Raw genomic sequence first — 14,549 nt, forward strand, 5'->3', positions numbered from 1 at the left:
AAATTTTAGAATCTAAAGGATATGAGTAAATATTTATTGAAATATATAGCATTTTGCTTTATTGTCATGCTGTTAGGTAGCTGCAATGATAGCGAAAGTGATTTGTTGGAACCTAAGGTTTATTTTGAAAACAAGGAATATGTAATTGAAGTAACTGATGCAGAAGCAATAACTCATGATTTGCAGGCACGGGTATCTTCTTTATATCCTATTTCGGTAGAGGTGTCCTATGAGGTAGCGGATCCTAGCGTTGTAGAAGCGTATAATAAGAAATACGGTACGGAATATGAAACTTTTGAGGCATCTAATGTGAAGCTGGGTAGTGGCTCCTCTGTAGTGCCTAATGGTCAGGTGTATGCGGAATTGGTTTCTTTGCAGTTTTCTAATCTGAAAAGTATAGAAGAGGGAAAGTCTTATCTTCTGCCAGTGCGTATCAAGTCATCTTCTTTGCCTGTTATTGAAGGAAGAGATATTGTCTACTTTGTTGTCACTAAACCGGTACGTATTATGAAAGTGGCTAAGGTTTATAGTAACTATATCAAGGTTCCTCTGATGCCGGGTACACTGTTCACTTCCATTACGTATGAGGCATTGATTAATGTGAGTTGGTTTGGAAGTAACAATACGGTTATGGGGTGTGAAGGTAAGTTGATTTTCCGTATTGGCGATACGCCTTTGGTATTATCTAATCATTTGCAGATTGCCGGTAGCAAGGAGTTCAGCGTTTCGAAAGGGCTGGAAGCAGAGAAATGGTATCATGTAGCATTCTCGTACGACCAACCAACTGGAAAGGCTGCCATCTATATCAATGGTGAGAAGGCTTCGGAAGCTACTTGGGATACGCCTAACTTTGACCTTACGGCCAATGCAGGAGGGTTCTTTATCGGAAAAGTGGCAGGATTCATGTGGGGTGAACGTCCATTCTTTGGTCGCATGAGTGAAGTCAGACTTTGGAATGTATCTCGTACGGAAAACCAAATAAAGCAGAATATGATTACCGTTGATCCGAAATCAGAGGGACTTGCCGCCTATTATAAACTGAACGGAACAGACCAGTTCCAGGATGGAGATACCTGGAAAGTGAAAGATGCTTCGGGGCATGGTATGGATGGTCTGGTCAATGGAGGACGTTCAGCTCTCAATATTATTGATTTGGATGAACCGGTAACCATAAAATAACTTTATAGTTGAAGCTCAGAAAGGCTTTATAGTCTTGTTTACTATAAAAACAAGCCTTGTTTTACAGTAAAATGCAAGTTTTTGTAGTTAATAGTTACAGGAACTTGCATTTCTGTTTTAGAATGAAACAACAGGAGATATGCTAATTAAAATTAAAATTGAAACTCTAAGGGTAGTATTTCAACAAAGTGAGTTGTATTATTGATACATAGTGCAAAAAAGAGCGTCAATGCTCATTAAACTGAATTTAATAATGAAAAACATGAAATCCATTGCAAAGCAGGCGAGTGCTTTCCTATTACTGGGAATGGCGGTTTGTAGTTGTACATATGTGCTTCAGCAACAAGACCACGCATCCTACGTGAATTCCTTTATCGGTACAGGCGGACATGGACATACATATCCCGGAGCGGTAGTTCCAAACGGGATGATTCAACCCAGCCCTGATACGCGTATTTATCAGTGGGATGCTTGTTCCGGCTATTATTATGCTGACTCCACGATCAACGGTTTCTCACATACCCATCTCAATGGCACCGGCTGTGGTGACTATGGTGACGTATTGCTGATGCCCACCGTAGGACAGCAAAGCTATCAGGCTATGGGGACGGAAAGTCAGCAGATGGCCTATGCTTCCGCATTTTCTCATGAAAATGAAACTGCTGAACCGGGATATTATTCCGTATACTTAGACCGTTATCGGGTCAAAGCAGAACTGAGCGCAACCAAACGTGCCGCTATTCATCGTTATACCTTCCCGAAAGCAGCGGATGCCGGGTTTATTCTCGATTTGGATTATAGTCTGCAACGTCAGACGAATGAGGATATGGTACTGGAAGTGATCAGTGATACGGAAATCCGCGGACATAAGAAAACCGTATATTGGGCTTTCGACCAATATATTAATTTCTATGCTAAGTTCTCCAAGCCTTTCACCTATACATTAGTGACCGATTCTATGGCATTGGATGCAGACGGTCCGCTGTTGCCCACCGCTAAAGTCTTATTGCAGTTCGAAACCGGAGAAAATGAACAGGTGCTTGTGAAAGTAGGCGTTTCGGCTGTCGATATGGATGGGGCACGCAAGAATGTGGAAGCTGAAATTCCCGGATGGGATTTTGACGGAGTGAAGAAGGCTGCCCGCCAGTCCTGGAATGATTATCTTTCAAAGATAGATATCGAAACAGAAAATGCTGATCAGCGCACTATGTTCTATACTGCACTTTATCATACAGGCGTGCAGCCTAACCTGTTTACAGATGCTGATGGCCGCTATCTGGGTATGGATTTGAAACCTCACCAGGGAAGTGTGGACCAACCTGTCTATACCATTTTTTCTTTATGGGATACTTTCCGTGCTTATCATCCTTTGATGACCATCATAGATCCGGATTTGAATGAGGCATTTATCCGTTCTCTTCTTCTAAAGCAGCGTGAAGGCGGTGTCTTCCCGATGTGGGAGTTGGCCGGAAACTATACTGGTACGATGATCGGCTATCATGCGGCTTCCGTCATCACGGATGCTTATATGAAAGGTGCCCGTGATTTTGACGTGAAAGAGGCCTATCAGGCTTGTTTGCGTGTTGCCGAATATGATACGACAGGGATAAAGTGCCCTCCTTTGGTATTGCCCCATCTGATGCCACAGGCTAAATATTGGAAGAATAAGATTGGGTATGTGCCTTGCGATAAAGATAATGAGGCGGTAGCCAAAGCGCTGGAATACGCATACGATGACTGGTGTATTTCTGTTCTTGCCGGTGAACAGGGCGATGTAGACAATCAGCGGAAATATGCCGAGTTTGGTAAAGGATACAAGCATTATTTTGATCCTTCCACCCGTTTCATGCGTGGGCTGGATAGTGAGGGTAACTGGCGTACACCTTTCAATCCCCGTTCTTCCAATCACCGCAGTGATGATTATTGTGAAGGAACTGCCTGGCAGTGGACTTGGTTTGTACCTCATGATGTAGAAGGATTAGTGGAATTGATGGGAGGCCGTGAAGCTTTTATAGGTAAACTGGATTCACTGTTTACGGCTAATTCCGCTTTGGAAGGGGAACTGGTATCTGCTGATATTTCAGGGTTGATCGGACAATATGCGCATGGCAATGAGCCGAGTCATCACATTACACATCTTTACAATTATGTAGGACAGCCATACAAAACTCAGGAATTGGTAGATGAAGTTTTGCATACACTTTATTTTAATGATCCGAACGGACTTTCGGGTAACGAGGATTGCGGACAGATGTCTGCTTGGTACATTCTCAATGCAATGGGATTCTATCAGGTATGTCCGGGCAAACCTGTGTATTCTATCGGCCGTCCCTTATTTGATAAAACAACCATTCACCTGAAAGGCGGGAAGACTTTTACCGTCGTAACACATAATAATAGTCGCGAGAACAAGTATGTGCAGAAGATGGTCCTGAATGGTAAAGAACTGAATACGCCCTTTTTTGCACATCAAGATATGATAGACGGTGGTACTCTGGAATTAACGATGGGCGGTGAACCGCTGAAATAAAAGTCAAATAGGTATGAGTCGAAATAGTCGTAATCCGATTTCCTGGGTACCCACCGTCTACTTTGCTATGGGGCTTCCCTTTGTGGTGTTGAATATGGTATCTGTACTGATGTTTAAAGGCTTGGGCATTGATGATGCACAGATTGCTTTGTGGACATCACTGATTATGCTGCCCTGGACACTGAAATTCCTTTGGAGTCCGTTTCTGGAGATGTTCAAAACGAAGAAATTCTTTGTAGTGTTGACACAACTGATTACCGGGACAGGCTTTGCCTTGGTAGCGTTGGCGTTGCATCTTCCGGCTTTCTTTGCCGTATGTATTGCTTTACTGGCGATTATTGCTTTCAGCGGGGCGACGCATGATGTGGCAACCGATGGTGTTTATATGTCAGAATTGGATAAGCAGGATCAGGCTAAATATATCGGTTGGCAAGGTGCTTTCTATAATATTGCTAAGATTGTCGCATCCGGTGGGTTAGTTTGGTTGGCAGGATGGTTGCTGAAATACTATGGGGGAGTTCCGGGAGCGGAGGAGACCGTTCGTCATGAAGCCACAGTACAGGCTTGGATGACGGTTATGTTCATTCTGGCTGTCGTAATGGTATTGCTGGGAGTGTATCACATGCGTATGTTGCCTTCGGGAGGAACTGCTGCCACGGGCACGACATCGGGCAAGGAAACCTGGAACCGGTTGGTGGAAGTGATCCGGAACTTCTTTCAGAAGAAACATATCTGGTATTACATTACTTTCATCATTCTTTATCGTTTGGCCGAAGGCTTTGTCATGAAGATAGTGCCGTTGTTTCTGAAGGCGGAACGTTCAGTCGGTGGTCTGGGATTGGGAGAACAGGAGATAGGTTTGTACTATGGTACTTATGGGGCGGCTGCATTTGTGCTGGGTTCCCTGTTGGCCGGCTATTATATATCTCACAGAGGGTTGAGTCGCACGCTGTTTTCACTGTGCTGCATTTTCAATCTTCCGTTTCTGGCTTATACGCTACTGGCCATTTATCAGCCGGAGAATGGCATGTTGATAGGCGGTGCCATTGTGCTTGAATATTTCGGTTATGGTTTCGGATTCGTAGGTCTGTCGCTGTTTATGATGCAGCAGGTGGCACCCGGTAAGCACCAGATGGCTCACTATGCTTTTGCTTCAGGCATCATGAATTTGGGTGTGATGTTGCCGGGTTCTATCAGTGGCTTTGTCAGTAACGCGTTGGGATATAAGACATTCTTCATCTTCACGATGTTTGCTACTATTCCGGCATTCCTGATAACGTATTTTGTGCCGTTTACCTATCCGGATGAAAAGAAAAAATGATATTATTAACAATATAAATAAGAAGAATTATGGACAGTAAAATTATAATACCTTGGGAAGAACGTCCTGAAGGTTGCTCAGATGTCATGTGGCGCTATTCTAAGAACCCGGTTATCGGGCGTTACCACATTCCGAGTTCCAACAGTATTTTCAACAGTGCGGTAGTTCCGTTCGGAGACGGGTTTGCCGGTGTGTTCCGTTGTGACAATAAGTCGGTGCAGATGAATATCTTTGCAGGCTTTAGTAAAGACGGAATCAATTGGGAGATAAATCACGAGCCCATCAGCTTTAAGGCGGGGAATACGGAGATGATAGAGTCCGAGTATAAATATGATCCGCGTGTCACTTGGATTGAAGATCGTTATTGGATTACTTGGTGCAATGGTTACCACGGACCTACAATTGGTATCGGTTATACATTCGACTTCAAAGAATTCTTCCAGTGCGAAAATGCCTTTTTGCCTTTTAACCGCAACGGGGTACTTTTTCCGCAGAAGATAGATGGTAAATATGCTATGTTGAGTCGTCCGAGCGACAACGGTCATACACCGTTTGGAGATATTTACATCAGTTACAGTCCGGATATGAAATATTGGGGGGAACATCGTTGTGTGATGAAAGTTACTCCTTTCCCCGAAAGTGCATGGCAGTGTACGAAGATAGGGGCAGGTTCTGTTCCGTTCCTTACTGAAGAGGGCTGGTTGATATTCTATCATGGAGTTATTACTACCTGCAACGGTTTCCGCTATTCCATGGGAGCGGCTATTCTTGATAAAGAGAATCCAGACAAAGTGTTATATCGTACCCGCCCGTATCTGCTTGCACCTGCTGCTCCTTATGAATTGCAGGGAGATGTGCCCAATGTAGTATTCCCTTGTGCCTCTTTGCAGGATGGAGATAAAGTAGCTGTGTATTATGGCGCTGCCGATACAGTTGTTGGCATGGCCTTTGGTTATATTTCGGAAATCATAGAATTTACGAAGAAAAACAGCATTGTATAGTTAATCCCTTAAAGAATCAGTCGACTATGAAACGTATTTTATTGGCTTACACACTTTCTGCCCTTTGTCTGCTTCCGGTGTTTGCCGGAGGTGGAGAGGGTTCTTTACCTATAAGCTATGTCAATCCTTTCATCGGTACTACCAATTTCGGAACTACTAATCCGGGAGCGGTCTGTCCCAATGGAATGATGTCCGTGGTCCCTTTCAATGTGATGGGATCGGAAGATAATAAGTATGATAAAGATGCTCGTTGGTGGTCTACTCCTTACGAGTATCACAATTGTTTTTTCACCGGTTATTCGCATGTCAATCTGAGCGGTGTGGGATGTCCCGAACTGGGATCTTTATTGCTGATGCCTACTACAGGTGAATTGTCTGTAGATTATAAGGAATATGGAAGTCGTTATAAAGATGAACAGGCTTCTCCGGGCTATTACAGTAATTTCCTCACTCGCTATAATGTAAAGACTGAGGTGTCTGCCACTTCCCGCACGGGTGTTTCACGTTTTACGTTTCCTGCCGGACAGAGTCATGTATTACTGAATTTGGGTGAAGGACTGACTAATGAAACCGGTGCTTTCCTGAAACAGGTGAGTGACACTGAATTTGAAGGTATGAAATTATTGGGAACTTTCTGTTATAACCCCCAGGCAGTATTTCCCATTTATTTTGTAATGCGTGTTAACAAGCAACCGGTATCCGGCGGTTATTGGAAAAAGCAGCGGCCCATGACCGGAGTGGAAGCTGAATGGGATCCCGACAACGGACGCTACAAACTTTATACCCGTTATCGTAAGGAAATAGCCGGAGATGATATCGGTGCTTTTCTTACTTTCAACACGACGGAAGGTGAACAGATTGAAGTGCAAATGGGAGTTTCTTTTGTCAGCATCGAGAATGCCCGTCTGAATCTGGATACAGAGCAAAGTGGAAAGAATTTCAGTCAGGTATTGGCTGATGCCCGTATGTGTTGGAATGAGGATCTTTCGCGTATCCTTGTCGAAGGCGGAACGGAAGAACAGAAAACGGTCTTTTATACTGCTCTTTACCATACATTGATACATCCCAATATCCTGCAAGATGTCAATGGTCAGTATCCCGTCATGGAGAGTGATCAGATTCTGACAACAAAAGGAGACCGTTACACTGTTTTCTCGCTTTGGGATACGTATCGTAACGTTCACCAGCTCCTTACGCTGGTTTATCCCGAACGTCAGTTACAAATGGTGCGTTCCATGCTTGATATGTATCGCGAACATGGTTGGCTACCCAAATGGGAACTCTACGGACGTGAAACGTTGACTATGGAGGGTGACCCGTCTATTCCTGTCATCGTTGATACCTGGTTGAAAGGTTTACGTGATTTTGATATCGATCTGGCTTATGAAGCTATGTATAAATCTGCCACTTTGCCCAGTGCCGAGAATTTGCTAAGGCCGGATAATGATGATTATATGTCATTGGGATATGTTCCTTTGCGTGAACAGTACGATAATTCAGTCTCTCATGCATTAGAGTATTATATTGCGGATTATTCTCTTTCCCTGCTGGCGGATGCATTGGGTAAACGGGCAGCGGAACAGGGTAAAAAAGCAGAAGCGCAGAAATATCAGGCTGATGCCCGTCTTTTTTATAGCCGTTCATTGGGATATAAACACTACTATAGTAAGGAATTTGGTACTTTCCGCCCCATTCTGCCTGACGGTCAGTTCTATTCACCTTTCAATCCGAGACAGGGAGAGAATTTTGAACCGAATCCCGGTTTTCATGAAGGATGTGCCTGGAATTACAGTTTCTATGTTCCTCACGATGTGAAAGGTCTTGCCCGTCTTATGGGTGGACAGAAACCTTTCATTGAAAAACTTCAGCGTGTCTTTGACGATGGTCTCTATGATCCTGCCAATGAACCTGATATTGCCTACGCTCATCTCTTTTCTTATTTCAAGGGTGAAGAATGGCGTACGCAAAAAGAGACTCAAAGGCTTTTGCAGAAGTATTTTAAAAATGCTCCCGATGGTATTCCCGGTAATGATGATACCGGTACCATGTCTACCTGGGCCATCTTTAATATGATAGGATTTTACCCCGACTGTCCTGGTGATCTGTATTATACCCTTACTACGCCTGTATTCGATAAGGTGGTGATTCGTCTTGACTCTGATACTTGGGAAAGCGATAGGCTGGTGATAGAAACTGAGCGCCCTTCAACAGAATCTTTATACATTCGTGAGATGGAGTTAGGAGGGAAGAAATTATCCCGTTACCGCATCAGTCATGAAGAACTGGTAAAAGGTGGAGCGCTGAGATTTATACTTCGATAGTATAAAGAAGATAACTGTATATACTTATCGCACGAAAGTAAAAAATAAGGCAAAAGATAAAAAAACTTTGGATTAGGAGGTTTTAAAGATAGGGAGCATCCATGTTTCTTTATAGATGGCAACTTATTGGTCGATTGAAAATAAGGAGCCTGTCGACAAGGAGCTAACTTCTTGTAATCATTTGATAATCAGATTGTGATTTCAGACAGATTTTCAGCTTTTGGGGCTATTGATATCTCGTCTTGTACTTAATGACGAATAAAGGTATGTTGGGTATTAAATCCTAATATACCTTTTTTCTTTTAAAGGTTTTATATTGCAGATATAAGGGTTTGGTACTCTTTATTGGGACAAAGTATATGCTTCAACCGGGGTATAAGGTATCTTGAACCAAAATTCGGAACCTTTGCCTTGAACTGAATTTACTCCTATTTCACCATTCATTCTTTCGGCGATCATGGTGCATATAGAGAGTCCTAATCCTGTTCCTTGTTTAAAACTGTCCAATTTGACGAACCGTTCAAAGATGTGTTTCTGTTTTTCAGCCGGAATGCCAGTTCCGGTATCTCGTACAAAAAAACGTATTTTGCCTTCTTGTGGCACGTTATAGCCAATATCGATATAGCCTTTTGGGGTATGCTTTATGGCGTTTGACACATAATTGTTTATAACTTGTTTTACTCGTTTGGGTATCGTATGAATGATGCATTGTTCCAAGCCGGGTAAAAAACGGATATCAATGTCAGATGTGATTTTTAGTTTGACGGTAGTATATATTTCATGAAGGGTATCGTTGACATTCATGTTTCCTTCGACGAATTCGAGTATACCTGCTTCTATGCGTGAGATATCGAGTATGTCATTTATCAGTTGTAAGAGTAGTTGGTTGTTTTCTTCAATAATATGTACGTATTCCTTCATGTCTTCATTCTGAATGTATTCGGATAATATGGATGAAAAGCCAACAATCGCATTTAGGGGAGTGCGTATTTCATGACTCATATTGGCAAGGAAAGCAGATTTTAGGCGGTTGGACTCTTCTGCTTTTTCTTTGGCTTCCAATAATTCTGTTATATCCAGTGCGGAACTTACTATCCAGCATTCTTGTCCATTGTTATAGGAAACGAGCGTTTTGTGAAAGGATAACGTGTGTTTTTGTCCCTTAGGATTGGAGAAAACTTTGATGTATGACTGGGGAAGGCCTGTTTCCGCTACCTGCCTGTCGGTTTCCTGTATGAAATTATCGGGCATCAGATGATTGAATTCACTTTCAGGATGGCCGATAATTTTTTCTGATGATATTCCTACCATTTCCGAGGCTTTTTTATTCCAGATAAGATAGAGTCCTTTATTATTATTGTCTTTTACCGTAGTTGCGATTGGAAGGTTTTCGAGTATGCTTTCCAGAAAGTAACGGTATTTTTCATTTTCCTGTCGTTGATTTTCGCTTTCTGTAATATTGCGTACAAAAGCGATGACGCGCTCTCGATTTAAATATACCATTCGTACCGAAACATATAATTCTTCCCCAGTTTCTACTTTGATCTTTACAATCAGGCTTTCGGGAGTATGTGTTTCCAGGACTTTCTGTAATAATGCTATATGTTTTTGATATTCTTCAGTGGTTATAATCAAATTACGGAGATTGAGTTTCCCCAGGTTATTGAGTGGGAGTAGGTTAGCCTTTTCTGTAGGCTCGTTCAATAATTTAAGCACAATACCTTGTTTGTTTATTAAATAAACTGGAATATCAATAGCCTTGATAATCTGTTTATTAAAGCTCTTATATTTGCGGTTTATCCAATATAGAAACCCTACAAATATAACACTGAGCAATAAAAAGAGTTGTATTTCTCCAAATAATGGAAATTGCATAATTAGTGTTTTTATAGTTTCCGCCTATCCTCTTTGGCGGAGGTTAATATATAAAAAAGCGCGAGGACTGTTATGTCTATTACCATTCGAGGCTCTGGAAAATGCCCACACTGTAAATAGACAACAGTCCTCACGCCTAAGTATACAATAACATAGACGTGAAGAAACTGTTGCTATTACCCCGCAGTGTTTTTGAATTTTCCAGATTCCGAATGGCCAGGGATAATAACTTTCGCTTCTTGCGTTCTCATAAAATAAAGTCATTATTGCAGATTATCGCTATAACTTGCAAGACTTTGGTGCAAAAGTAAGATTATTTTCTCAAATAAGAAGGATCGTGGTGCATAAAAGTATAGAATTGAGGAAGTAAAAGGGGGATTATGATAAAAACGGGTGACTGCAATCACTTGCAATCACCCGATATTTTCATCGTTTTCGTGTTTATAAAATGTTAGTAAAGAGAGAATTTATAGTTTTTATTTCATTGGTTCCACTGTATAACCTTTTTCTTTCAATAGGTTCAATACACCATTTGTTCCCGGCAGATGTCCTGCACCCACTACAAAGAGAGTAGGGGTTTCCTTCATGATTGAAGGCATTTTCTCAATCCAGGCTTTGTTGCGGTTGTCTAGCAGATCTTCCATTTCTCCCGGTTGAGGGTCACAAGAGTTGCCGTCACGCTCTTCCATCAGTTTCAACATTTCGTCCAGGTTTTGAGCTTTATAGGCATTGTTCAAGCGTTTAGTTTGATCCATAGCTTTATCGATGTCACTTACTAAACAGTAAAGCAGATTTGCCTGGCGTTGCAATGTCTGACTATTGAGCAGTATGTTGATTTGTGATATCGGAGTTTCCAAACCGCCTACTTTCTTGCCACTCTGTATAGCTTGTTGCTGGAAGTAAGTATCCAGTTGTTCTTGTGGGTTGAAACCACCCAAATGCTTCATACATAAAATCAGAGTCAATTGCTGGGTGATGAAAGCCGGTTTCATTTTAGCTAACATGGCAATGTCTGCCATCAGATTTTCTTTTACAGCCTTGCCTACTAACTCATATTGCTCGGGGGTAAAAAGAGCCTGAAGGGTAGTATCTCCCGCCATCATCATGTTTTGCTGCATCGTTTGCATGAATTCAGGGGACATCGCTTCGGACATAACTACTTCTCCATATACTTGTGAAGTACCGTTTACTGCTTGTGGCAAGCCGGCAATGCTGTCTTTTATGCTTAACGGAGCTAAATGGTGTGTTCCTAAAATGTATGAGGGCTTTTCCAGGCTGTTACCGGATATTTTCCAGAGTAACTGTGCATTGGCATTCAGTGCGATGCCGATAAAAAGGAGAATACCTAAAATCTTTTTCATTATTTTTCTATTTAAAGTTTATTTGAATATTGCTTATTATTTTACTCGCCCTCCGCGAAGCCAGTATTGCGTGTAGTATTGCTCGTTGAGACTGCTGACAATAACTCCTTTACTTGTGCTGGCATGTATGAATTTTCCATTTTTAAGATAGATACCCACATGTGCTACTCTTTTCTTGGATGCACGGCTGGTGAAAAATACCAAATCTCCCTCGCGCAGGTTGCGACGGGAGACTTTGTTGCTTTCTTTGAGTTGTTTGTCGGTGCTTCTGGATAAACGGATGTTGTATACCTGCTTATAGAGTTGTGATACCAGTCCGGAACAATCTGTTCCGCGTTTATTGTCACCGCCTGCGCGGTAGGGAACACTTATCCACTCCGCAGAGGCTATGTACAATTTGTGGTTATCTTCCTTATTTATGTCTATTCCCATGCGGACAGAAGCTTTTGCCAGCGCTTTGTAGTCGAGACGAGGTGCTGATGTATGGCAAGAACTTAAACTAAAGGTCAGTCCGATAAGTGCAACTATATAAGAGAGGTATTTCTTCATGCTTGTTTCTCTTTCTCTTCCGGTTGAACAATTGTTTCCTGAACGAGCGTTTCTTGAACTGGCACTTCTTGAATTGCTGTTTCCTGGGCCGTCATTTCCATCATCTCTTCTTCAATTTCTTCTTCTACTCTGATATTGAAGTAGTCTTCAAGCTCTTTTTCAGCTGAGTTATTTTCATTCTGAATATCACGGATAATCACTCCATTCTCCATCAGAGCAATACGCGGACACACATCCACCGTATGGTTCAGGTTATGACTTGAAATAATGACTGTGGCATGATGATCTTCATTGTATTTTCTCAGCAGGTGCTTGATGATGGACTGTGAACTCGGATCAAGGAAATTGAACGGTTCATCCAGGATCAGCAATTGCGGATGATGCAGCATGGCGGAGATAATACCTATTTTCTGCTTGTTTCCGGCAGAGAAGTTACGGATGAATTTCTTTTGTCCGAGGACTTCATTATTCATGAAGCGTTCAAATGGAAGCAGACGTTCGTCTACCTCTTCTTTTTTCAGACCGTACATTTTACCGATGAAGTAGAAATATTCTTCGGGAGTGAGGTAATCAATCAGGAAACCATCATCGATGAAAGCACCTGTGAATTGTTTCCAGTCTTCATTTTTGGATACATCAATGTCATTGATTGTCACATTTCCCAGATCTGCCTGTAGCAGGTCCAGTATCAGACGGAAGAGGGTAGTCTTACCCGCACCATTGTTACCTACCAGTCCTAACATATCGCCTTGGTAGATGCTATATTTCTCGATATCTACGGCTTTCTTTTCGCCGAAGTTTTTTTGAAGTTGGTTAATCTCTATCATATTCGTTATTATTTTTGTCTACTATCGTGAAATCCTTCCATATTCTTATATCGGCGCTTCATGAAGCGGTGATATACATTCCGTAGCCACCATCTTGAAGTTGCGATGAATAGTATGCCGATGACTAAGAGAATCCATGGGGTTACTTCTTTACCCACCGTCGCATTCAGTACGAAGAATAGTAGCAACGGCACTCCGAATGCAGCTCCTGAAATGAGGTTCTGCAAACCGGTACCCACATTTTGCCGTCCGGTCATTTTGGCGTTCAGGTCGAGCGTCTTGTTGTTGTACACTGCCAATTGAAACAGGCAGAAGTATACGGCACCCGGAACAAATACGATCCAGGCAATGCATCCCAGTACAGATACTCTACCCGTCACCATGCCTGGTATCATCAGCACAAACGGGATGATGAGAGCGATACTGTACAAGAGGTATTTGGCACGTAACAATGAATAGATGGACTCCTTGCGGCTCATCAGCCCGTCAATGTAGTTGCCTTCGTAGCTCATCAGTGGCGAGAGGAAGAGAATTCCGAAGATGATATAGTTGTAAAGTACGAAAAAGTCGCGCATACCTCCATCGTAAATATCAGAAAAACTGATGGTGAGACTGAAGATCAGTACTATGGCGGTAACGGAATAGAGTGACTTTCTGCACACCTTGTTGCGTAGTAGCAATTTCAACTCCAGACGGATGTATTCGCCTATTTCGCCATAACGGTCCAGGAACTTGTATTCGGATACGGTTTTTACCTGAACGGTAGTGTCTTCTGTCTTATTCAGTTCGTTGTAGACCAGTTTTTGCATGATGCTCCGGTTGATGAACCACATGAGGGTAATGGCTACCAGGACACAGATAAATGTGAGTATGTTTCCCGTGATAAATCCTTCGCCCAGATCAATGAAGAAACTGAATAACGGACTGTTATCTGGAATGAAAAGTGCAGCTGCAATACCTCCATATATGACTATTGGTAAGAGAACCCACCAGATGCGTTCGTCCATCAGCGTACGACATAGCAGATACCAGTAATTATTGAATACGATGAGCAACCAAATACCAATGCAGTAGGTCAATACACCTCCTATTCCATAAAATTTGGTAACAGTGATAATAGCGAACGGAACAAACAGAAAGAGCCAAAGCAAATTAAAGCTGTTAAGTCCCGAGCGTAGGAGCAGGAAGTCGATAAGACGACTCCTTTTGATAGGGAGCAGTAAGTAAGGTTTAACTTCCTGTGTCGGTGTTTTCAAGAAGGGTAAACGCAGAAGGAAGTCCAGGGCGAGTATGAAGATCAGGCCGCTGTTCATTACGTGATAGGCTTCTTTGGCGCCTCCGTCGAAGGCGAAAGCGAATGTTGTTCCGAAGAAAATGAGATAGCCTGCCCAGAACACACTCATGAAGTACATCCAAAACTTTCCGAACTTACTTTTCTCGTACATCGGATGCCGCTTTTCAGCTAACTTCCCGTGTCTGCGTAGCTCAAGAAATAGATTCATGTTGTTTAGTGATTAGTTGTTAGTGATTAATGGAGTGATTGGAAGGTAGTGATTAGTAATAAGTGAGAATGCGGTCACTTATC

Annotated in this window: 10 protein-coding genes; 5 read left to right on the plus strand and 5 right to left on the minus strand. The window is 42.4% G+C overall.

Annotated features, from left to right (window positions below):
• Positions 1 to 21: 21 nt before the first annotated feature.
• The 5 genes from VYM24_RS11900 to VYM24_RS11920 all read left to right on the plus strand — a co-directional run bounded on the left by VYM24_RS11900 (position 22) and on the right by VYM24_RS11920 (position 8,352).
• Complete coding sequence (locus VYM24_RS11900) at positions 22 to 1,179, plus strand: DUF1735 and LamG domain-containing protein (protein WP_330940117.1); 1,158 nt, start codon at positions 22 to 24, stop codon at positions 1,177 to 1,179.
• 253 nt (positions 1,180 to 1,432) lie between these two features.
• The gene (locus VYM24_RS11905; RefSeq protein WP_291553244.1) at positions 1,433 to 3,709 is read left to right on the plus strand and encodes a GH92 family glycosyl hydrolase; all 2,277 of its coding nucleotides are present in this window, start codon (positions 1,433 to 1,435) and stop codon (positions 3,707 to 3,709) included.
• Positions 3,710 to 3,722: 13 nt separating this feature from the next.
• Entirely contained in the window at positions 3,723 to 5,030 is a 1,308-nt protein-coding gene (locus VYM24_RS11910) for an MFS transporter (protein WP_330940118.1), read from the plus strand.
• A 29-nt stretch (positions 5,031 to 5,059) separates the two neighbouring features.
• Positions 5,060 to 6,031: a glycoside hydrolase family 130 protein gene (locus VYM24_RS11915; protein WP_299096645.1), complete on the plus strand. Its 972-nt coding sequence runs from the start codon at positions 5,060 to 5,062 to the stop codon at positions 6,029 to 6,031.
• 26 nt (positions 6,032 to 6,057) lie between these two features.
• A complete protein-coding gene (locus VYM24_RS11920) occupies positions 6,058 to 8,352 on the plus strand; it encodes a GH92 family glycosyl hydrolase (protein WP_330940119.1) in 2,295 nt (764 codons plus the stop codon).
• Between the two features lie 342 nt (positions 8,353 to 8,694).
• On the opposite strand, the gene VYM24_RS11925 is transcribed toward VYM24_RS11920, so the two are convergent.
• From VYM24_RS11925 to VYM24_RS11945, 5 genes are all read right to left on the minus strand, one after another.
• Complete coding sequence (locus tag VYM24_RS11925) at positions 8,695 to 10,227, minus strand: PAS domain-containing sensor histidine kinase (RefSeq protein ID WP_330940120.1); 1,533 nt, start codon at positions 10,225 to 10,227, stop codon at positions 8,695 to 8,697.
• A 476-nt stretch (positions 10,228 to 10,703) separates the two neighbouring features.
• Positions 10,704 to 11,588 carry a TraB/GumN family protein gene (locus tag VYM24_RS11930; RefSeq protein ID WP_330940121.1) on the minus strand — a complete coding sequence of 295 codons (885 nt, stop codon included), beginning with the start codon at positions 11,586 to 11,588 and terminating at the stop codon, positions 10,704 to 10,706.
• 36 nt (positions 11,589 to 11,624) lie between these two features.
• Positions 11,625 to 12,137, minus strand: coding sequence for a C40 family peptidase (locus tag VYM24_RS11935; protein ID WP_330940122.1), 513 nt, complete (start codon positions 12,135 to 12,137; stop codon positions 11,625 to 11,627).
• A complete protein-coding gene (locus VYM24_RS11940) occupies positions 12,134 to 12,964 on the minus strand; it encodes an ABC transporter ATP-binding protein (protein WP_330940123.1) in 831 nt (276 codons plus the stop codon). Before VYM24_RS11940 ends, VYM24_RS11935 begins: the two co-directional genes overlap by 4 nt.
• 8 nt (positions 12,965 to 12,972) lie before the next feature.
• Positions 12,973 to 14,466, minus strand: a complete 1,494-nt coding sequence (locus VYM24_RS11945; protein ID WP_330940124.1) for a DUF5687 family protein — start codon at positions 14,464 to 14,466, stop codon at positions 12,973 to 12,975.
• Between the last annotated feature and the right edge of the window lie 83 nt (positions 14,467 to 14,549).

The organism is Bacteroides sp. MSB163, assembly GCF_036416795.1.
GTDB classification, from domain to species: domain Bacteria; phylum Bacteroidota; class Bacteroidia; order Bacteroidales; family Bacteroidaceae; genus Bacteroides; species Bacteroides maternus.

Coding starts and splice junctions, on each gene's coding strand:
- VYM24_RS11900 (WP_330940117.1), top strand. CDS start 22: ATGAGTAAATATTTATTGAAATATATAGCATTTTGCTTTATTGTCATG.
- VYM24_RS11905 (WP_291553244.1), top strand. CDS start 1,433: ATGAAAAACATGAAATCCATTGCAAAGCAGGCGAGTGCTTTCCTATTA.
- VYM24_RS11910 (WP_330940118.1), top strand. CDS start 3,723: ATGAGTCGAAATAGTCGTAATCCGATTTCCTGGGTACCCACCGTCTAC.
- VYM24_RS11915 (WP_299096645.1), top strand. CDS start 5,060: ATGGACAGTAAAATTATAATACCTTGGGAAGAACGTCCTGAAGGTTGC.
- VYM24_RS11920 (WP_330940119.1), top strand. CDS start 6,058: ATGAAACGTATTTTATTGGCTTACACACTTTCTGCCCTTTGTCTGCTT.
- VYM24_RS11925 (WP_330940120.1), bottom strand. CDS start 10,227: ATGCAATTTCCATTATTTGGAGAAATACAACTCTTTTTATTGCTCAGT.
- VYM24_RS11930 (WP_330940121.1), bottom strand. CDS start 11,588: ATGAAAAAGATTTTAGGTATTCTCCTTTTTATCGGCATCGCACTGAAT.
- VYM24_RS11935 (WP_330940122.1), bottom strand. CDS start 12,137: ATGAAGAAATACCTCTCTTATATAGTTGCACTTATCGGACTGACCTTT.
- VYM24_RS11940 (WP_330940123.1), bottom strand. CDS start 12,964: ATGATAGAGATTAACCAACTTCAAAAAAACTTCGGCGAAAAGAAAGCC.
- VYM24_RS11945 (WP_330940124.1), bottom strand. CDS start 14,466: ATGAATCTATTTCTTGAGCTACGCAGACACGGGAAGTTAGCTGAAAAG.